Below are 19,721 nucleotides of genomic sequence, written 5' to 3' on the forward strand. Positions count from 1 at the left end.
TGTCGATTATATATTCAAAATGAAGGACTTAGAGAGAATTTCTGGGAAGACAGAGCGAATGGCGACCCAAAACGATGTTGTTCCCCCTTCATCACAACAGGCTCTGCAGGCGCAATTTGTCACAATCGGCGAAGAAGACGCCGGACAGCGTATCGATAACTACCTGTTGCGTGTCTGCAAAGGCGTACCGAAGAGTCATATCTACCGCATCCTCCGTTCAGGTGAGGTACGTGTCAACAAGGGCCGGATCGACCAGCTCTACCGCCTGGCCGAGGGCGATACCGTGCGCATCCCGCCGATCCGCATCGCCGAGAAGGCCCGCAACGACACCGTGCCGGGGACCGAATTCCCCATTGTCTTCGAAGACGCGCACTTGCTCGTCATTAACAAGCCGGCCGGCGTGGCCGTCCATGGCGGCTCCGGCGTGTCCTATGGCGTGATCGAGCAATTGCGCGCGGCGCGGCCGCAAGCCAAGTTCCTCGAACTGGTGCACCGGCTCGACCGCGAAACCTCGGGCCTGCTCCTGATCGGCAAGAAGCGCAGCGCGCTGACCAATCTGCACGACCAGATGCGCGACGGGACCACCGACAAGCGTTATTTCGCGGCCGTGAAGGGCGACTGGCACAACAAGCGCCAGCACGTCAAACTGCCGCTGCATAAGTACACGACGGCGGATGGCGAGAAGCGGGTCGTGGTCCAGGCCGGCGGCCAGGAAGCGCATACCATTTTCAATCTCTTGAAAAAATGGCAGGATTTCGCCTTGCTCGAAGCCGAGCTCAAGACGGGTCGCACGCACCAGATCCGGGTCCACCTGGCGTCGAGCGGTTTCCCGATCCTGGGCGACGAGAAGTATGGCGACTTTGCATTCAATAAACAGTTGCACAAGGCGGGCCAGGGGCGCGGGGCGCTCAAGCGCATGTTCCTGCACGCGCACCAGATCACCTTCACGCACCCGGACAGCGGCGAGCGGATGACCTTGCGCGCGCCGATGCCTGAAGAATGCGAGCGGTTCTTGGTAAGCTTGGGAGCACACAGTGCGTGATACAAGTTTGCGCACAATCAAAAAACTACGGAGACAGGCGCCCTGGGCCGCTGCTAACTAATGGCAAGAAAACAATTTGACCTGATCGTGTTCGACTGGGATGGCACGCTGATGGACAGCACGGCGGCCATCGTCAAGTGCATCCAGGCGGCGGCGCGCGACCTTGCCCTGCCGGTCCCGAGCGATACTTCGGCCGCCCACGTCATCGGCCTTGGCCTGGCCGAGGCGATGCAGGCGGTGATGCCCGACATCCAGCCGGCCATGTACCCGCGCATGGTCGAACGCTACCGCTATCACTTCCTCACCAAGGACCACGAACTGGTGCTGTTCAAGGGCGTTCGGGAGATGTTGGCCGATCTTAACAACGAGGGCTATTTTCTAGCCGTGGCCACCGGCAAGAGCCGGGTAGGCCTCAACCGGGCCCTGAACGCGACCGGCCTGCTGTCGATCTTCGACGCTACCCGTTGCGCGGATGAGACATTCTCGAAGCCCCATCCCGCCATGCTGCAAGAACTGACCCGCGAACTGGGCCAGGACCTGCGCCGCACCGTGATGATCGGCGACACCACCCACGACCTCATGATGGCGAACAATGCCGGCGCGTCCGGCATCGCCGTCGAGTTCGGCGCCCACCCGGTGGCCCAGCTGCAAGCCTGCCAGCCGTTGTTCTCGGCACGCTCGATCCCCGAGCTGCATGCCTGGCTGCTCGAGCATGCCTGAACCGGCGAATGCGCGGATGGCGGAAGATGAGCGCCTGTTCGTGTGCGATGCCGATGATTTGCTCGACGCCGGCCGTGGCGTGCGCTTCGCGCTGCTGGCCTGGGGGCAGCGGGCCACCGGTTTCGTGATCCGCCACGGCGGCCAGGTCCATGGCTACCTGAACCGCTGCGCCCACGTTCCGATCGAGCTCGATTGGCGCGAAGGGGAGTTTTTCGAGTCCGGCGGCCAGTACCTGATGTGCGCCACCCATGGCGCGCTCTACGAGCCCGGCAGCGGTAAGTGCACCGGCGGTCCCTGCCGCGGCGGGCGACTGCATCCGATCGCCGTACATGAAGGCGCGGGCAAGATATACTGGCTGCCCGACGAGCGGTTCCGCGCGCCTGCGCAGGAATAGCTCGCCCATCGACCCATCCGACTTTATGAGTGACCAAACGAGCCATGACCACCCCGGCGACAGCCGGCTCGCATCGAATCCGACGATCGGCAACTGGGAGCGCGAAACGCTCGAGAAACTGGTGTTCGCCACCGTCCAGGAGCGGCGCCGTGCCCGGCGCTGGAGCATTTTCTTCAAACTGAGCTTCCTCACCGTCGCCTTGCTGGCGCTGTGGGCATACTACGACTTCAATTTCGGCAGCGGCGACGTCGAAAACCTGGGCCGCCACACGGCTCTGATCGAAATCAACGGCGAAATCGAGGCCGAAGGCAGCGGCGCGGCCGATACCGTGATCCCCTCGCTGAACAAGGCGTTTTCCGATCCCGGTTCGGCGGCGGTGGTGCTGCGCATCGACAGCCCCGGCGGCAGTCCGGTGCAGGCCGGCATCATCGTGGACGAGATCCAGCGTCTCAAGCGCGGCTATCCCGACAAACCCCTGTACGTGGTGGTGGACGAGATTTGCGCCTCGGGAGGTTACTACATCGCCTCGGCGGCCGACCGCATCTACGTCAACAAGGCCTCGATCGTCGGTTCGGTCGGCGTGCTGATGGACAGCTTCGGTTTCACCGGCACCATGGACAAGCTCGGCATCGAGCGGCGCCTGATGACGGCCGGCGAGAACAAAGGTTTCCTCGATCCGTTCAGCCCGCAGTCCCCGAAGCACCGCGAACACGCCCAGGAGATGCTCAACGAGATCCACCAGCAATTCATCGCGGTGGTGCGCGCCGGACGCGGCAAGCGTTTGAAGGAAACTCCGGAAACCTTCTCCGGCCTGTACTGGACCGGCGCCAGGGCGGTGGACATGGGCCTGGCCGACGCCTTCGGCACGGTCGATACGGTGGCGCGCGACATCGTCAAGGCCGAGGACATCGTCGACTACACGGCGCACGAAGGCTTGCCAGAACGGGTGCTCAAGAAATTTGGCGCCGCGGTCGGCGAAAGCGCGGTCAAGGCGGCGTATCACGGCGCCGTGCCGAAATTGCGTTGAATATTTTGTACTTGAATACCGACAGCCAGCGGCTATAGTGGAACGGTAGCGCGAGCAGCAAGGGTCAAGAGGCAAATGCTTCGATCGGCTCGGACGGCGACCCGCTATCCACCGCACGCGGTGCGGTTTCGAGAGAATTCAATTCCTCACGGTAGTAAGTCCCTGTGAGGCTGGCCACATGGCTTGCCTGCCGCAGGAACGGAAACGACGGCCTCGGCCGTCGTTTCCATTTGTACTTCATCGGGGATGTCCTTCAGCGGCATGTACCTCATCGGCATGTACTTCAGCGGGATGTACCTCATCGGTACGGCTGCTCTCTTCCAGTTTTTTTGTCACCCTGTTTTCCGGTCTCACCTGCGTGCCTCCGGCGTCCTGCCGGGAGGCGTGCCGGTTCAGGTACACGTGCCGCACTGCCGGGAATCGCCATCGCGATCCGAACGGCAAGGCGGCTGGGAATTCTGCTGCGTAGGGGTTTGGTTGTTTTGTTGTGAGACCTGCAATCCACCTTGGGGCAAGCTCATCTGTGGTGGATGCCACATCACCGGCTTTCGCAAGGGCATCAGCTCATCGTGCTGGGCAAAGCCGCCACGGTCGAGCCAAGCCTGATGGTCGCGCATGGCGCGCGCATACCAGGCGGCGCGCAACGGCGGATGGCCGCCTTGAAGGTGGGGGAGGCCACCGCCCCGCCAGCGCGCCATGGCGAGTCGGGTGGGGAAAAGCGCCGCGTGATCCTTGGCGAGCCGTTGCCGCGCACAATGGGACTCCTGAGCGGAAAGCTTTACATTAGCTGTGTCGAGATCGTCGTTCACGTTCATTCCTATCTTCTGGCTATGGCCTCCCCATCACGAGGATGCCTAGGTGCCGTTAGGCGGATTCCTAACGTGTTGAAGTCTATCAATGCGAATTTCGAAAGGCTTGACGCTGCTCAAATGAACGAACGCATGCAAATTGGGTCGGAGGTAGCGCTACCAAATTTGTCCGATCTCGCTGACACCCGTACCCGACGACGCCAACAGGTTTGCCCGGCAACGCTTTCCCAAGGGGGCTGCGCATCTGGTAAAGTCTCGGCCCATGAGTAAATTGTCCCTAGACCGTATCCTGCAATCGCAGGGATTCGGCACCCGCAAATATTGCCGCGCGCTGATCGAGGACGGCGACGTCGCCGTCAATGGCGAGACCGTCGACAGCTACAAGGCCACTTTCGAGACCGACGGCCTGGTCCTGACCGTGTTCGACGAAGAATGGCCTTATCGCGAGCACGTCTACATCGCGCTCCACAAGCCGGCCAACTTCGAATGCTCGCGCAAGCCGAGCCACCATCCGGGCGTGCTGACGCTGCTGCCGGAACAGTTCACCTGGCGCGAGGTGCAGCCGGTCGGCCGCCTCGACCATGACACCACGGGCATGCTGCTGATGTCGGACGACGGCCCCTTCATCCACGCCCAGTCCTCGCCCAAACGCCACGTGCCCAAGGTCTACCAGGCCACGACCGCCGAGCCGGTGACCGACGAGCTGGTCGCCCACATGCTGGCCGGCGTGCAGCTGAACGACGAGCCTGCGCCGCTCAAGGCGGTGTCCTGCGTCCAGCGCGGCGAACATACCCTCGAAATCGTCCTGGAACAGGGCAAATACCACCAGGTCAAGCGGATGCTGGCCGCCGCCGGCAACCATTGCAGCGCGCTGCACCGCTCGCAGATCGGCGGCCTGACCCTGGAATCGCTCGGCCTCGAAGAAGGCGAATGGTGCTTCCTCGACCAAGCTCAGCTCGATCTGCTGGCGCCAGCCTGATCGATCCGTGGGCGGGGACGGCGGTAGTCGCATGCTTCGATGCAATACGTGCGACATCGATAAGAAATATCCGCGACACTTACGCGCGATGGCAACTGAACATCAGTTGCTGCACGAACGTTTTGATATAGAACAATAAATATGCACGCCTATCGCCCGATTCTTCCCCAGTCCATCGCCCTGATTCCGCTCCTGCTGGCCTTGCCGGCATTGGCCCAGACCGCACCGCAAACCCTGGCGGAATGCGCCGCCATCGCCGACGGCAGCCAGCGCCTGGCCTGCTTCGACGGCGTCGCCGCCAGCCAGGCGGCGGCCGCGGCCAGTACCGGTCCGGTCACCGCGGCCGTGACCACGCCCGCCCCGACGGCCGCCGTGCCGCCGGTGCCGACCACGCCGCCGGTGGCCGAGGGCGCCTTCGATGCGCCGCGCACCAGCGCGGTGGACCGCACCGCCTCGGTCGATCCGGTGGTACAGGCCGCATCCCAGTACACACTGAGCAGCCACTGGGAGCTTGACCCGCGCGACAAGCGCGGCGTGTTCAAGTTCCGTCCTCACCACCCGAGCTATCTGATCGCGACCCGGACCCACCGTCCGAACGAAGAGCCTTACCGCGATTTCTGGGAGGCTGACCCGGATGCCGAAGGCTTGTCGAAGGCCGAGCTCGAATTCCAGCTCAGCTTCAAGATGAAACTGGTCGAGACGCTGTTCGAGATGCCGGTCGACGTCTGGTTCGGCTATACCCAGAACAGCTTCTGGCAGGCGGCCAACCATGAGGCGTCGAGCCCGTTCCGCGAAACCAATTACCAGCCCGAGGTCATGGCCGTCACGCCGCTCGACTACGCGCTGGCGGGCATCAATGTCCGCTTCCTGAACCTGGGCTTCGTGCACCAGTCGAATGGCCAGTCGTCGACACTGTCGCGTAGCTGGAACCGTTTCTATGCGCAGCTTGGCCTGGAGCGCGGTCCATTGAACATGACCCTCAAGGCCTGGAAGCGGGTCAACGAATCGGCCGACGACGACAACAATCCGGACATCATCGATTACATGGGTCGTTTCGAACTGGCAGGCAACTACCGCCTGAACGGCGGGCATGAGCTGTCGGCCCTGGTGCGCCGCAACTTCAGCACCGACAAAGGCGCGGTGCAGGTCGGCTGGGCCTTCCCGCTCGCCGGTCCGGTCAAGGGCTATATCAATGCTTTCGCCGGCTATGGCCAGAGCATGATCGACTATAACTACTTCCAGCGCAGCGTCGGCGTCGGCGTCATCGTCAAATATTGACCTGTAGAATGGCTGGCTCGATTCCAGGAGCCCGCCCATGAAACTCGCCACGCTCGACGACGGCACCCGTGACGGCCAGCTGGCCGTGGTGTCGCGCGACCTCAGGACCGCCCACGTCGCCGACGGCATCGCGCCCAGCCTGCGCGCCGCCCTCGACGACTGGGCCTTCATCGCGCCCCAGCTCGACGCCCTCTACCGCCAACTCAACGAGGGCAAGGCGCGCCGTCCCTTCGACTTCGACCCGGCCCGCTGCATGGCCCCGCTGCCGCGCGCGAGCGGGCGCGTGTCTGCCGCGACTTACCTGCATCGCCATGAACTGGAACGCCGCGCCGCGGGCGCCGAACTGCCGGCGGCCTGGCGCGACATGCCGCAGCTGGCCTGGGCGGCAAGCGACGGCTTCCTCGGCCCCCGGCAAGAGCTGGTGCTGGCGCGCGAGGAGTGGGGCATCGATTTCGGCGCCGAACTGGTGGTGGTGAGCGGCGACGTGGCGCAGGGCGCGACGCCGGACGAGGCGAACGGCCAGATCCGCCTGTTGCTGCTGGCCAATGACGTCACCCTGCAGAACCTGGTGGCGGATGAGCGGGCCGCCGGCCTGGGCCCGCTGCATGCGAAGCCGGCAACCGCTTTCGCGCCGGTGGCGGTGACGCCGGACGAGCTGGGCGAGGCCTGGCGCGGCGGCAAGGCCGCGCTGCCGCTGCGGGTGGTGTGGAACGGCAATCCGGTCGGGACGCTGGAGGCGGGCGAGGACATGGCCTTCAATTTCCCGCAATTGCTGGCGGCGCTGGCCGGCAGCCGCAAGGTCGCGGCGGGCACGATCGTCGGCGCCGGCGTGGTGGCGAACCGCGCGACGCGCCGCCACACGCCGGGTTACGCCAGCATCGCCATGCAGCGCTGGCAGGAAATCATCGATGGCGGCGAAGCCGTCACCCAGTATCTGCGGTTCGGCGACACGGTGCGCATCGAGATGCTCGATGAGAACGGGAAATCGTTGTTCGGGGCGATCGAGCAGATGCTCAAGCACCCGGATCCAGCCTGAGACACCTGCACGTCGCCCCCGCCCTCGCCGGGCGCCTTGGCGGGGGGCAAGTTTGCATGCAGGTCGGCAGCCCTGGAAAACAGGCAATATTCGGATACCCGCGAACGATTCAATGTTGCGCGTGCCAGAATGCGTCGTCCGCCTGCTTCCCGCGTAATTCCACTTCGACCGGCCGGCTGATCCGGCGCAGCGCATCGGCGCGCAGCAGCCGGCCGTCCGGCTCGTGCAGCCGGTACCACAGGAAGGCCACGCCGGACAGGGACAGGCGTTCGCCGCCGAACAGGTTGCCGCGCACCTGGGTCAGGCCTTCCAGCCGCAGGTCGACGTCCAGCACGAGGGCGCCGGCGCTGCGTTCGGCCTGGCCGAGGTAGCGCGCGGCAGTGAACAGGGGGCTTTTGTCGCTGGCCTCGCCTGCCCTCAAGCCCTCGGTGAAGGCGTCGACCGCCTTCAGCTGGGCCCTGGCGGCGGCCTCGACGGCCTGCAGTTCCTTCTTGAGCTCGCCCTTGGCGGCGTCGGCCAGCACTTCCAGCCGCGCCGCGTGCCGGGCCAGCACCGACCGTTCAGTCCCCACCAGCCTGACCCGCTCGAGCAGGCGGTCATGCCGCGCGATGTCGAGTTCGCCCATATAGCCGCCCAGTCCGGCGAGGCGGGTGGGGCAGCTGCGCGCGAGCGCGCTGGCGAACAGGGCGCGCGCGCCGTCGCCATAGGCAATCCCGGTGAAGGTGGCGTCGCTCTTGAACAGGCTGGCCAGGTCGGCGCCGGCGCGCAGCAATACCGTGGGCGCCGTGAGCCAGATCAGCGGTATCGCCGCACGGCGGTCAGCCGATTCAGGAGTCTGCGCGTTAAGGTAGTGTTGCAGTTCGAGATTGCGCTCGGCCAACTCCTGCGCCGTGCGTGCAAGGGCGCCGTCGACGGTGCGGGCCGCCACCACGCCCTGGCTGACGACCGGGTCGTACAGGGTGACCTGGCGATCCTGGGGCAGGCCGGCGCAGACTTCCAGCGCGAGTTCCAACGCCAGGTCGAAGGCGCGCGCCAGGCCGGCGGCGCCAAACTTGCCTGCATCGACGTTGCCGCTCAAGGCCTTGGCCTGGGCCGGCGGCAGGCGCGCCAGCAGTTCGGCGCGCTCGGCCTCGGCCAGCGCCTGGCGGGTTTCCGCTTCCAGCAGGCGGGCCCGGGCTTCCAGCAATTCGGGGGAGGGGGCGCCCTGCGGCTGGGCCGTCCCCGGGTAGAGGACGCTCACGCATAACACAATGCAGAAAATGAAAGTTTGCGGCTTTCGATTATGTATGGCCATGGTTCACCTTATTTGTGAACGAGAAATAAATCTATCCAAATGTCACTGAAGAAAAAGTGTAACAATTTGTCGAGAAATATTAGGAGAAGTTTCAGGGTGATTGATTGTCAGATCGCAATCTCCCTAGAATCGTCGAATTGTTCTTTCACAATCAAGGGCTTGCGTGACGGAACAGAGCATTTGTGACATTGGGATAGAATCCGTAGCCGGGCACGTTTGCCGGAAAATCAACAGGAAATGCGATAGAATTGACGAGTTAACAAAGTGGTTCTATGAGTATTAATAACCTTCCCATGGCCGGCCTCGAAATCGGCTTTGCCACATCGCTGATCTGCTCCCTCCTGCTCGTGTTCACCACACGCTGGCACGGGCGCTATTCGCTCGACGCGACGCGCGGTGTGCAGAAATTCCATATCACCCCGACCCCGCGCATCGGCGGCGCCGCCATCATGATCGGCCTGTGGATGGCGCTGGGCGTCCTGCCGCAGGCGCAGCAGGAACTGCTGCTGCCGGTGCTGATGGCCGCCTTGCCGGCCTTCGTGTTCGGCCTGGCCGAAGACCTGACCCGCACCGTGTCGGTGCGCGCACGCCTGCTGGCGACCATGGCCAGCGGCGCGGTCTGCTGGTTCCTGACCGGCGTCACCCTGCAATACACCGGCCTGGCGCCGCTCGACGGCCTGCTGGGCTGGCTGCCGTTCTCGGTGCTGTTCACCGCCTTCGCGGTGGGCGGCGTGGCCAATGCGGTCAACATCATCGACGGTTTCAACGGCCTGGCCAGCGGCACGGTCGTGATCGGCCTGGCTACCCTGGGCCTGATCGCCCTGGGCGCCGGCGACGTCCACCTGGCCCAGCTGTGTTTCGTGATCTGCGCGGTGACGGCCGGCTTCTTCGTCGTCAATTTCCCTTTTGGTAAACTGTTCCTCGGCGACGGTGGCGCCTACCTGCTGGGCTTCCTGCTGGCCTGGCTGTCGGTGATGCTCGTCTACCGCAATCCGTCGGTCTCGGCCTGGGCCCCGCTGCTGGCCTGCGCCTATCCGGTCTTCGAAACCCTGTTCACCATCTGCCGCCGCCTGTGGTGCCGCCGCCATCCTGGCCATCCGGACAGCTGGCACCTGCACAGCCTGGTCAAGACGGCGATCACCGCGCGCTACCTGCGCATGCTGCCGGCGCCGCTGCGCAATGCCTGCGTGTCGCCGGTGTCGTGGAGCATCGCCCTGGTGCCGGCCGCGCTGGCCGTCAATCATGCCAGCACACCCGACGTGCTGATGCAGGGTGTGATCGCCAGTTTCGCGCTGTACCTGGTCGTGTACGGCCTGGTGGTCGCCGCCTGGCGCGCCCGCCGCCGCGTTCCGGCCCATATCGCCGCCGTCCCGCGGGCGCCGGCCAGCACGGCCACCGTCAAGGTGGTCAAGCCGGCGGTCGCCCCGATCGTTCCGATGTCCGCACCGGTGATTTCTCCGGTGATTTCCCCGGTCATCGTGTCGGCCCGCGTCGCCAAGCCGAGCGCGGCCAACCAGGCGGCGCCCATGTCCGACCTCGGCCGCGAGCAGCCGGCCCCGGCCTTCGTCCGCCGCCGCATGTAGCATGCAATGTCTGCCTGCCGCAAACAGCGGGCGGTTTCTCCTTCTGTTTTCTTCCTGGCCGCACGGCGATTCCGGCGATAATTTCACTTGCGCGGTACAAAGGCGTATGTGACATAGTTTGGCGGAGTAGGGATGTCGGAAGATAGCGACGCAGAAAAGACAGAAGACGCATCGCCCCGGAAGATCGAGAAGGCGCGCGAGGAAGGCGACGTTCCCCGGTCGCGGGAGCTGGCCACCTTCACCGTGCTGATGACCGCCGGGGCGTGCCTGTGGGCCTTTGGCGGCATGCTCGTCGGTAAACTGAGCCTGGCGCTCAAGTCCGGCCTGTCCCTCGACCGCGAGCAGGTCTTCAATCCCGCCATCCTGATCGAACGCATCCTCAATGACCTGGTGGGCGTGCTGCTGGCCTGCCTGCCGATCGCGGGCGCCATCATGGTCATCGCCCTGGTCTCGCCGCTGCTGATCGGCGGCTGGCTGTTCTCGTCCAAGGCGTTCATGCCGAACTTCATGAAGCTGAACCCAATCAAGGGTATTGGCAATATGTTCTCGAAAAACGCCCTGGTCGAGCTGTTCAAGGCGGTCGCCAAGACCATCGTGGTGGGCGTGGTGGCCTATATCGTCGTCAGCGGCCAGAAGGAAGCGATGCTGGGCCTGGCGGTCGAACCGCTCAACGAAAGCAGCGCCCACGTGGGCGCCATGATCGGCAAATCCTTCCTGTTCATCGTCGGCGCGCTGGGCTTCATCGCGCTGATCGACGGTCCTTACCAGTTATGGCACTGGAAAGACAAACTGAAAATGACGCGCCAGGAAATGATCCAGGAATCCAAGGAGTCGGACGGCAATCCTCAGATTAAGGGGAAGATTCGCCAGTTGCAGCGCGAAATGGCCCGCGGCCGGATGATGCAAAATGTTCCTACTGCAGATGTGATCGTCACTAACCCGACCCACTATGCAGTGGCGCTGAAGTATACGGACGGCAAGGGCGCGCCGCGGGTCGTGGCCAAGGGCATCGACGACGTGGCCGCCAAGATCCGCGAGCTGGGCCAGGAACACAAGGTCACGCTGATGGAAGCTCCGGCCCTGGCCCGCGCCCTGTATAAGCATACCGATATCGACGACGAGATCCCGGAAAAGCTGTACTCGGCGGTGGCGGAAGTGCTGGCTTATGTCTACCAGCTGCGCGCGTACAGGAAGGGCGAAGGGGATTACCCGGATCGCCCGACGAAGTTGAAAGTGCCTGACGAGATGGACCCGCTGAACCCGGCGTCGCAAGCGCCGCCGAAGCCAGGGGGGCCGAATTGAACTGAACACGGAGTGAACTGAATGACCAACAGCATGAAACTGCCAGCCTGGATGAGCGGCCTCGGTGCACGAGGCGGCAAGGCGGCAGCCGCGCCGATCCTGATCATCATGCTGCTGGCGATGATGATCCTGCCGTTGCCGGCCTTCGTGCTCGACGTGTTCTTCAGCTTCAATATCGCGCTGTCGATCATCGTGCTGCTGACCGCACTGTATACGGTCAAGCCGCTCGACTTCCTGGCCTTCCCGGCCATCCTGCTGGTCTCCACGATGTTGCGCCTGGCGCTGAACGTCGCTTCCACCCGTATCGTTTTGACCGAAGGCCACACGGGCGGCGACGCCGCCGGCAAGGTGGTCGAAGCCTTCGGCCACTTCCTGATCGGCGGCAATTACACCGTCGGTATCGTCGTCTTCATCATCCTTACCATCATCAACTTCTCGGTCGTGACCAAGGGCGCCGGCCGCATCGCCGAAGTCGGCGCGCGCTTCGCGCTCGATGCGATGCCGGGCAAGCAGATGGCCATCGACGCCGACCTGAACGCCGGCCTGATCGGCGAAGCGGACGCCCGCAAGCGCCGCCAGGAAGTCGCGCAGGAAGCCGAATTCTACGGCGCCATGGACGGCGCCTCGAAATACGTGAAGGGCGACGCCGTCGCCGGCATCATGATCACCGTGATCAACGTGGTCGCGGGCCTGATCGTCGGCGTCGTGATGCACGACCTGGCCGTCGGCGAAGCGGCCAAGGTGTACACCCTGCTGGCCATCGGCGACGGCCTGGTGGCCCAGATTCCCTCGCTGATCATTTCGATCGCGGCCGGCATGGTCGTGTCGCGCGTCGCCAACGACGAAGACGTCAGCTCGCAGCTGACCAACCAGCTGATGGCGCGCCCCGAATCGATGTACATCACCGCCGCCATCGTCGGCGGCCTGGGCCTGATCCCGGGCATGCCGAACCTGGTCTTCCTGCTGCTGGGCGGTTCGCTGGCCGGCGCCGGCTACCTGATCTCGAAGCGGCAGAAGGCGGCGCCGGCCAGGGAAGAAGCGGCCGCCGCGGCCGCCGCCGACGCCGCCGCCACCAAGTCGGCCCCGGCCGAGAGCGAAGAAGCGACCTGGCAGGACGTCATGCCGGTCGACACCCTGGGCCTGGAAGTCGGCTACCGGCTGATCCCGCTGGTCGACAAGAACCAGGGCGGCGAGCTGCTCAAGCGCATCAAGGGCATCCGCAAGAAGTTCGCGCAAGAAGTGGGCTTCCTGGCGCCGCCGGTGCACATCCGCGACAACCTGGAACTGAAGCCATCGGCCTACCGCATCACCCTGAAGGGCGTGGAAGTGGGCAGCGGCGAAGCGCTGAACGGCCAGTTCCTGGCGATCAATCCGGGCATGGCCAGCGGCACCCTGCCGGGCCTGGTGACCACCGATCCGGCCTTCGGCCTGCCGGCCACCTGGATCGAAGCCAACCTGCGCGACGAAGCGCAGAGCATGGGCTACACCGTGGTCGACGCCGGCACCGTCGTGGCGACCCACCTGAACCACCTGATCACGATGCACGCCTCGGAACTGCTGGGCCGCATGGAAGTGCAGGCGCTGCTGGACCACCTGGGCAAGGAAACGCCGAAGCTGGTCGAAGACCTGGTGCCGAAAGTCGTCTCGCTGTCGACCCTGCAGAAAGTGCTGCAGAACCTGCTGGTCGAGGGTGTGCACATCCGCGATATGCGCTCGATCATCGAGGCGCTGTCGGAGCACGCGAACATGACGCAGGACCCGTCGGAACTGACCGCCGTGGTGCGTGTGGCCCTGGGCCGCGCCATCGTCCAGCAGCTGTTCCCCGGCGAAAACGAGTTGTCGGTGATGACGCTGGACAACCGCCTCGAGCGTCTGCTGATGCAGGCGATGGGCGCCGGCGGCGACGGCACCGGCATCGAGCCGGGCCTGGCCGACACCATTGCCCAGCAGGCGGCCAACTCGGCCAACCAGCAGGAGCAGATGGGCCACACGCCGGTGCTGCTGGTGCCGGCCCCGCTGCGCGTGCTGCTGTCGCGCTTCCTGCGCCGCGCCGTGCCGCAACTGAAGGTGCTGTCGCATGCGGAAGTGCCGGAGACCAAGACGATTCGGGTGACCAGCCTGGTGGGCGTGCCGATGTAAGCCAGGCCCCCGGCCGCCCCCGCGCGCGGCCGGCGTACGCCAGCCGCGCCGGGTCGCACGGTCGTCACAGCGCCGGGATCAGCACCTTGTCGATCACGTGGATCACGCCATTGCTGGCGCGGACATCGACCGCCACGATCTTCGCGGGGTTGGCCGTCGTGTCGCGGATCGTGGGGGGCGTGCCCGACGCGATCGTGATGGACTGGCCGGCGACGGTGGCAACCGGGGCGCCGAAGGGGATCTGGGTCGAGAGCACCTGGCTGCCGATGACATGGTAGGTCAGCACCGTCCGCAGCTGCGGCGTCGTCAGGTTTTGCGGGGCCGCGGCAAAAGCGGCGTTGGTCGGCGCAAAGACCGTGAACGGACCGGCTCCCGCCAGCGTGCCCTGCAGGTCGGCGGCGACCACGGCGCGTACCAGCGAATCGAACTGTGGATTGGCCTGGGCCATCTGGACCACGTTCAGCACGCCGGGCGGCACCAGCACCTTGTCGACCGCATGGATGACGCCGTTGCTGGCCGGGACGTCCGGCGTGACCACGTTCGCGGTCGTCAGCACCGCGTCGGTGATCTTGACACCGCCCGTGAAGTCCAGGCGCAGGGTGGCGGGTGCGTTGGCGTACGCATAGGCCGTCGCTTGGGAGGAGCCTCCGGCGCTGAGGTCGGCGGCGGTCTTCCTGCTTCCGAGGACATGGTAAGTCAGGATGCTGCGCAATGCGCTCGCTGGCAGTGCGTTGACCATGGCGGTGGCGTCCGTGAACCCGAGGCGGGTGGCCAGGGCGGCGAATGCCTGGTCGGTTGGCGCGAAGACGGTCAACTGCGCGCCCGGATCGGTCAGCGTGGTGCCGATGCCCGCCTTGGCCACGGCCGCCGACAGTGCGGTGAATCCTCGCGCGTTCGCCACTTCAGCCAGATTGCCCATGACTTGTTGCGGGTCGTCATCGTCGCTGCCGCAACCGGCCAGCCCCGCCAGCGCAACGCACACCAGACCAGCCTTCAGAAAATTCCTGACATCCATTTTGTTTCTCCTAAGGTCAACATACGTGTCGTCAATTGAACCGATAATGAACCATGATGGAATGGCGGATGCATCATGGTGACCCGCGCTGATCCTTACCGGTACCCGCCACAGACTGTATTCCCAATCAGGAAAATGACAAGATCGTCCGATTGGAAGCCGGTTCAATGTCGATTCAACCATTGAAGCGAGGCTTGTCCGCATGGCGGTCCGCAACGGCGGGCGGAGCACCGGACACGCGCGTCAACCGATGGCGTGACGGCGGCGGCGACATGCGCGCGTGAATCGCCAGTCCCGGACGCCGGGGCGTGACGCATGGCCTTGTCGACGGCATTGCAACCGTCGAACCGGTCTGACCATGATGGTTTCGCCCGCCATCGACAGGCGCTCCGCCCAACTGCTTGGACCTTCCCGCGAGGGAAAAGATCGCTCAGCAGCCGCCACTGTGACGCGAATCCTGGCCTGCCACCCCGGCATCGTCTATCGTTTTTACCGATTCAACTGAAATAGACCATTTTCCCCATCCTTTTCCCCTGATGGTTTCCTGAGGGCATCGTCAATAATGCTTCCTATCGACAGGCATCGTGCCCGTCATGCAGAACCAGATTGAAGCGCGGAGAACCAGATGAAGGTTAAGAAATTTACGGCAGCAACTTCCCGAGATGCATTGCGCAAAGTGCGCGAAGCCCTGGGGCCGGATGCCGTCATCCTCTCCAACCGTCCGGTGGACGGCCAGGTCGAGATCCTCGCGCTGGACAACGACGACGTGGCCTCGCTGGCCGCGCCGGCCGTTGACTCGGAAATGGCCCAGCCGAAGCCCAACCTGCAGCTGCAGCATCTGGAAGACCTCGCGCCCGCACCGGCCCCCGCCGCCGCCCCGGCCTTCCTGTCGCGCCGCCTGCAGGACAGCGCCCCGGCCGCGCCAAGCGCGCCGATGGCGCCAGCCTACGCCGAGCCAGCCCCGACCTACGCCGAACGCCGCGCCCCGGCCGCGGAGCCGGCCATCGACATGAGCGCCATGACCTCGATGATGAGCGCCGCGATCGCCCAGGCCAAGGAATCGGCCGCCGCCGAAATGAACGGCATGATGAGCGAGATCCGCGCCATGCGCGGCCTGATGGAAACCCAGTTGGCCGAACTGTCGTGGAACGCCACCGCCCAGCGCGAGCCGCACAAGGCGACCGTGCTGCGCGAGATGCTGGCCGCCGGTTTCTCGGCCACCCTGGCGCGCTTCCTGATTGAAAAAATGCCGGCAACCAAGGATGCCGCGGAAGCGATGCGCTGGGTCAAGAGCGTGCTGGCCCGTAACCTGACCACCATCGGCAACGAAGACGCGCTGCTGGAGCAGGGCGGCGTGTACGCCCTGGTCGGCCCGACCGGCGTCGGCAAGACCACCACCACCGCCAAGCTGGCCGCGCGCTGCGTGATGCGCCACGGCCCGGACAAGCTGGCCCTGATCACCACCGATGCCTACCGTATCGGCGGCCACGAACAATTGCGCATCTACGGCAAGATCCTGGGCGTGATGGTGCACTCGGTGAAGGACGAAGCCGACCTGCGCATCGCCCTGAAGGAACTGCGCAACAAGCACACCGTGCTGATCGACACCATCGGCATGTCGCAGCGCGACCACATGGTGGCCGAGCAGGTCGCCATGCTGTCCGGCTCGGGCGCCGACGTGAAGCGCCTGCTGTGCCTGAACTCGACCTCGACGGGCGAGACGCTGAACGAAGTGGTGCGCGCCTACCAAGGCAGCGGCCTGCACGGCGCCATCATGACCAAGATGGACGAAGCCGCATCGATCGGCGGCGTGCTCGACGTCGTGATCCGCCAGAAGCTGAACCTGCACTACATCTCGAACGGCCAGCGCGTGCCGGAAGACCTGCACGTGGCCGACCGCGCCCTGCTGGTCGACCGCGCCTTCCGCAACCGCGGCAATGCAACTGCCGACGCAGACATGCCGCTGATGATGGCCGCTGCACAAACCGCTGGCGCGCGCGAGGTGAACCTTGGCTAGTTTCGATTTCGACCAGGCCGAAGGCCTGCGTCGCATGCTGCAGGGCCCGCGTCCGCGCGTGGTCACCTTCCTCTCGGCCACGCCTGAAGACGACAAGGGCGCCATGCTGGTCAACCTGGGCGCCTCGCTGGCCCAGACCGGCAACGACGTGCTGATCGTCGATGCCTGCGAAGTGGAATACGGCGTCGCGCGCCGGCTCGGCATGAACCGCAGCGCCTCGCTGCTGCAGGTGGCGCGCCAGGAAAGCGCATTGAACCAGGTGATCCGCCCGGCGCCGCAAGGCTTCTCGGTGGTGCCGATGGGCGCTCCCGCGACGGCGGCCGAGGCGCGCCGCCTGGGCAATACCTTCGACGTGCTGGCGCTGCAATCCGGCATCGTGATCGTCGACGCCGAGCTCGGCCCGGACGGCGATTTCCCGCTGGCTTCGATGAGCGATTCCGAGATCGTGGTCCAGGTGTCCACCAGCGCGGCGTCGATCACGAATGCCTACTCGCTGGTCAAGCGGCTGTCGCAGCAACTGGGCCGGCGCCCGTTCGGCATCCTTGTTACCGGTGCGACAGAGGCTGAGGCCAAGGTGGTATACGATAATATGTCAGCAGCAGCAACACGTTACCTTGCCGTCAAGCTCAGTTTCATGGGCTCGGTACCGGCCGACGAGTACTTGCACCGGGCCGCGCGCCTGGGCCGGGCCGTGGTCGACGCCTTCCCGCTGGCCGGCGCGTCGGTGGCGTTTCGCCAGCTGGCAGGCAAGTTCGCGCTGCACGCCATGCCGCAGTTCGGCAGGCAGGGGAGCGCGGCCCACTTTGGTTCGTAATCGACATCGGCAATAGCACACACGTAGAGAGAAGACTGACACCAGCATGTACACGGTCAAAGGGAAAGCGGACAAGAATTCTTTGCTGACGGAGCATATGCCGTTGGTAAAGCGCCTTGCCCACCACATGAAGGCCAAGCTGCCGCCTTCGGTGGAAGTGGATGACCTGGTACAAGCCGGCATGATCGGCCTGCTGGATGCCATCAACCGCTACGAAGACAACCACGGCGCCCAGTTCGAGACCTATGCGGTGCTGCGCATCCGCGGCGCCATGCTCGACGAGCTGCGCAGCAGCGACTGGATGCCGCGCAGTACGCGCCAGAACATGCGCAAGGTCGAGAGCGCGATGCACGAGCTGCAGCAGCGCCTGGGCCGGCCGCCGAGCGAATCCGAGGTGGCCAAGTCGCTCAAGCTCTCGCTCGAGGATTACCAGGACATGCTGGCCGACTCGGGCGGCCACCAGCTGCTCTATTACGAAGATTTTCATGACGACGACGGCGACGGCAACTTCCTCGACCGCTACGCGGTGGACGACAGCGACCCCTTGCGCGGCCTGATGGAAACCGATTTCCGCCACGCGGTGATCGAGGCCATCGACAACCTGCCGCCGCGCGAGAAGCTCTTGATGGGCTTGTATTACGAAGAGGAGCTGAACCTGAAGGAAATCGGCGCCGTCATGGGCGTCAGTGAATCGCGGGTGTCGCAGCTGCACACCCAGGCCGTCGCGCGCCTGCGCACCACCTTGCGAGAGCATATATGGACTGGGCCAGCGTAGGCGGCCTGGTGCTGGCGATCGCCGGCATCTTCCTCGGCTACACGCTCGACGGCGGCAGGTTTGCATCGCTGATGCAGCCGGCCGCCTTCGCCATCGTCGTCGTCGGCACCTTCGGCGCCGTGCTGCTGCAGAGCGAGCCGCGCACCTTCCTGCGCGGCCTCGGCATGCTGCGCTGGGTCTTCGTGCCGCCCAAGAACGGGCGCCAGAAGCTGTCGCGCGACATCACTCTGTGGAGCCAGACGGCGCGTCGCGACGGCCTGCTGTCGCTGGAACAATACATGAACAAGGCCGACCCGTTCGTGGCCAAGGGCCTGCGCCTGGTGGTGGACGGCATCGCGCCGGACAAGCTGCGCAGTTTGCTGGAACACGAGATCAACGGCTATGAATTCGCCCAGCGACAGGCGGCGCGCATCTGGGAATCGGCGGCCGGCTACGCGCCGACGATCGGCATCCTGGGCGCCGTGCTGGGCCTGATCCATGTGATGGAAAACCTGTCCGACCCGGCGCGCCTGGGTTCCGGCATCGCGGTCGCTTTCGTGTCGACCGTGTACGGCGTCGGCCTGGCCAACCTGTTCTTCTACCCGGTCGGCAACAAGCTCAAGGCGATCGTCAACGACCGGGTCTCGCAGTACGAGATCCTGGCCGAAGTCTTCGCCGACCTGGCCAGCGGCGACCACGGCCGCGTGGTCGACGAACGCGTCGCCAGCCTGCTGGCGCGCCACTGACGGGGGACCCAGGTCATGGCCCGCAAGCGCTACGACGACGACGTCCCGCAGGAACACCACGAGCGCTGGCTGATCTCCTACGCCGACCTGATCACCTTGCTGTTCGCCTTCTTCGTGGTGATGTACGCGATCTCGATCGTCAACGAGGGCAAGTACCAGGTGCTGTCGGACGCCCTGGGGGACGCCTTCGGCGGACGCGGCGCGGCGACCCAGGTGAATACCAACGTCGAGCCGGTGCTGCCGCTGTCGCACATCATCAACCGCAAGCGCAACGAGGCCGCCCGCCGCGAGCAGGAGCGCATGGGCGTGATGGCGCGCGAGCTGTCGGCGACCCTGCTGCCGCTGGTGAAATCGGGCCAGGTGCGGGTGACCCAGAATGCGCGCGGCATCAGCGTCGAGATCAATGCCAGCGTGCTGTTCGAGCAGGGCCAGGCCTTGCTCGACCCGGAAGCGCGCGAAGTGCTGGGCGCCGTGGCGGGCCTCTTGAAGGACGATACCCACCGCATCGAGGTCGAGGGCCATACCGACGACGTGCCGATCGCCAGCCCGGTGTATCCGTCGAACTGGGAGCTGTCGACCGCGCGCGCATCGAGCGTGGTGCGGCTGTTCATCGACAACGGCCTGCCGCCGGCGCGGCTGTCGGCGATCGGCTTTGCCGACACGCGGCCGGTCGCGCCGAATACCGACATCGCCGGGCAGACCCGCAACCGGCGGGTGGCGGTGACCATCCTGGCGGCCCTGCCTGAAACAGGCGGTAACATACTGCCCTGAA

General features: G+C 65.1%; 18 protein-coding genes. 15 read left to right on the top strand and 3 right to left on the bottom strand.

The window, feature by feature from the left end; all coding sequences use genetic code 11:
- The first annotated feature begins 58 nt into the window (after positions 1 to 58).
- From DIR46_RS19105 to DIR46_RS19120, 4 genes are read left to right on the top strand one after another with little or no spacing between them, the layout of a single operon-like run.
- Complete coding sequence (locus DIR46_RS19105; protein ID WP_205289007.1) at positions 59 to 1,042, top strand: RluA family pseudouridine synthase; 984 nt, start codon at positions 59 to 61, stop codon at positions 1,040 to 1,042.
- A 60-nt stretch (positions 1,043 to 1,102) separates the two neighbouring features.
- Complete coding sequence (locus DIR46_RS19110; protein WP_109346649.1) at positions 1,103 to 1,762, top strand: HAD-IIIA family hydrolase; 660 nt, start codon at positions 1,103 to 1,105, stop codon at positions 1,760 to 1,762.
- A gap of 16 nt (positions 1,763 to 1,778) precedes the next feature.
- A complete protein-coding gene (locus DIR46_RS19115) occupies positions 1,779 to 2,156 on the top strand; it encodes a Rieske (2Fe-2S) protein (protein ID WP_109346650.1) in 378 nt (125 codons plus the stop codon).
- A 25-nt stretch (positions 2,157 to 2,181) separates the two neighbouring features.
- Positions 2,182 to 3,183, top strand: a complete 1,002-nt coding sequence (locus DIR46_RS19120) for a S49 family peptidase (RefSeq protein ID WP_109346651.1) — start codon at positions 2,182 to 2,184, stop codon at positions 3,181 to 3,183.
- 392 nt (positions 3,184 to 3,575) lie between these two features.
- Here the strand turns inward: DIR46_RS19120 and DIR46_RS26735 are convergent, their stop codons facing one another.
- A complete protein-coding gene (locus DIR46_RS26735) occupies positions 3,576 to 3,998 on the bottom strand; it encodes a hypothetical protein (RefSeq protein ID WP_162819574.1) in 423 nt (140 codons plus the stop codon).
- Positions 3,999 to 4,254: 256 nt separating this feature from the next.
- Between DIR46_RS26735 and DIR46_RS19125 the strand changes: the two genes are divergently transcribed.
- The 3 genes from DIR46_RS19125 to DIR46_RS19135 all read left to right on the top strand — a co-directional run bounded on the left by DIR46_RS19125 (position 4,255) and on the right by DIR46_RS19135 (position 7,285).
- On the top strand, positions 4,255 to 4,971 hold the full coding sequence (locus DIR46_RS19125) for a pseudouridine synthase (RefSeq protein WP_109346652.1): 717 nt from the start codon (positions 4,255 to 4,257) through the stop codon (positions 4,969 to 4,971).
- A gap of 141 nt (positions 4,972 to 5,112) precedes the next feature.
- Positions 5,113 to 6,249 (top strand): phospholipase A, encoded by a 1,137-nt coding sequence (locus tag DIR46_RS19130; protein WP_109346653.1) that lies wholly within the window; start codon positions 5,113 to 5,115, stop codon positions 6,247 to 6,249.
- A 37-nt stretch (positions 6,250 to 6,286) separates the two neighbouring features.
- Positions 6,287 to 7,285: a fumarylacetoacetate hydrolase family protein gene (locus tag DIR46_RS19135; RefSeq protein ID WP_109346654.1), complete on the top strand. Its 999-nt coding sequence runs from the start codon at positions 6,287 to 6,289 to the stop codon at positions 7,283 to 7,285.
- A 109-nt stretch (positions 7,286 to 7,394) separates the two neighbouring features.
- Here the strand turns inward: DIR46_RS19135 and DIR46_RS19140 are convergent, their stop codons facing one another.
- Positions 7,395 to 8,525, bottom strand: coding sequence for a hypothetical protein (locus DIR46_RS19140; protein ID WP_229446312.1), 1,131 nt, complete (start codon positions 8,523 to 8,525; stop codon positions 7,395 to 7,397).
- A 347-nt stretch (positions 8,526 to 8,872) separates the two neighbouring features.
- Between DIR46_RS19140 and DIR46_RS19145 the strand changes: the two genes are divergently transcribed.
- The 3 genes from DIR46_RS19145 (at position 8,873) to flhA (ending at position 13,603) form a co-directional block, all read left to right on the top strand.
- Positions 8,873 to 10,162 (top strand): MraY family glycosyltransferase, encoded by a 1,290-nt coding sequence (locus tag DIR46_RS19145; RefSeq protein ID WP_229446313.1) that lies wholly within the window; start codon positions 8,873 to 8,875, stop codon positions 10,160 to 10,162.
- Positions 10,163 to 10,294: 132 nt separating this feature from the next.
- Positions 10,295 to 11,464: a flagellar biosynthesis protein FlhB gene (gene flhB / locus DIR46_RS19150; RefSeq protein ID WP_109346657.1), complete on the top strand. Its 1,170-nt coding sequence runs from the start codon at positions 10,295 to 10,297 to the stop codon at positions 11,462 to 11,464.
- Positions 11,465 to 11,485: 21 nt separating this feature from the next.
- Positions 11,486 to 13,603 carry a flagellar biosynthesis protein FlhA gene (gene flhA, locus DIR46_RS19155; protein WP_109346658.1) on the top strand — a complete coding sequence of 706 codons (2,118 nt, stop codon included), beginning with the start codon at positions 11,486 to 11,488 and terminating at the stop codon, positions 13,601 to 13,603.
- A 64-nt stretch (positions 13,604 to 13,667) separates the two neighbouring features.
- On the opposite strand, the gene DIR46_RS19160 is transcribed toward flhA, so the two are convergent.
- Positions 13,668 to 14,618, bottom strand: a complete 951-nt coding sequence (locus tag DIR46_RS19160) for a fasciclin domain-containing protein (RefSeq protein WP_229446314.1) — start codon at positions 14,616 to 14,618, stop codon at positions 13,668 to 13,670.
- Positions 14,619 to 15,243: 625 nt separating this feature from the next.
- On the opposite strand from DIR46_RS19160, the gene flhF reads away from it, so the two are divergent.
- Genes flhF through motD form a run of 5 tightly spaced genes read left to right on the top strand, consistent with a single transcriptional unit; the run spans position 15,244 to position 19,720 of the window.
- The gene (gene flhF, locus DIR46_RS19165) at positions 15,244 to 16,635 is read left to right on the top strand and encodes a flagellar biosynthesis GTPase FlhF (RefSeq protein ID WP_109346659.1); all 1,392 of its coding nucleotides are present in this window, start codon (positions 15,244 to 15,246) and stop codon (positions 16,633 to 16,635) included.
- The gene (locus DIR46_RS19170) at positions 16,628 to 17,449 is read left to right on the top strand and encodes a MinD/ParA family ATP-binding protein (protein ID WP_109346660.1); all 822 of its coding nucleotides are present in this window, start codon (positions 16,628 to 16,630) and stop codon (positions 17,447 to 17,449) included. The genes flhF and DIR46_RS19170 overlap by 8 nt, the downstream gene beginning before the upstream one ends.
- Positions 17,450 to 17,495: 46 nt before the next feature.
- Positions 17,496 to 18,224 (top strand): RNA polymerase sigma factor FliA, encoded by a 729-nt coding sequence (locus tag DIR46_RS19175; protein WP_109346661.1) that lies wholly within the window; start codon positions 17,496 to 17,498, stop codon positions 18,222 to 18,224.
- Positions 18,206 to 18,949 carry a flagellar motor protein gene (locus DIR46_RS19180; protein WP_109346662.1) on the top strand — a complete coding sequence of 248 codons (744 nt, stop codon included), beginning with the start codon at positions 18,206 to 18,208 and terminating at the stop codon, positions 18,947 to 18,949. Before DIR46_RS19175 ends, DIR46_RS19180 begins: the two co-directional genes overlap by 19 nt.
- Before the next feature lie 15 nt (positions 18,950 to 18,964).
- Complete coding sequence (gene motD / locus DIR46_RS19185) at positions 18,965 to 19,720, top strand: flagellar motor protein MotD (RefSeq protein WP_109346663.1); 756 nt, start codon at positions 18,965 to 18,967, stop codon at positions 19,718 to 19,720.
- The last annotated feature ends 1 nt before the right edge of the window (position 19,721 follow it).

This window comes from Massilia oculi (assembly GCF_003143515.1).
GTDB classification, from domain to species: domain Bacteria; phylum Pseudomonadota; class Gammaproteobacteria; order Burkholderiales; family Burkholderiaceae_D; genus Telluria; species Telluria oculi.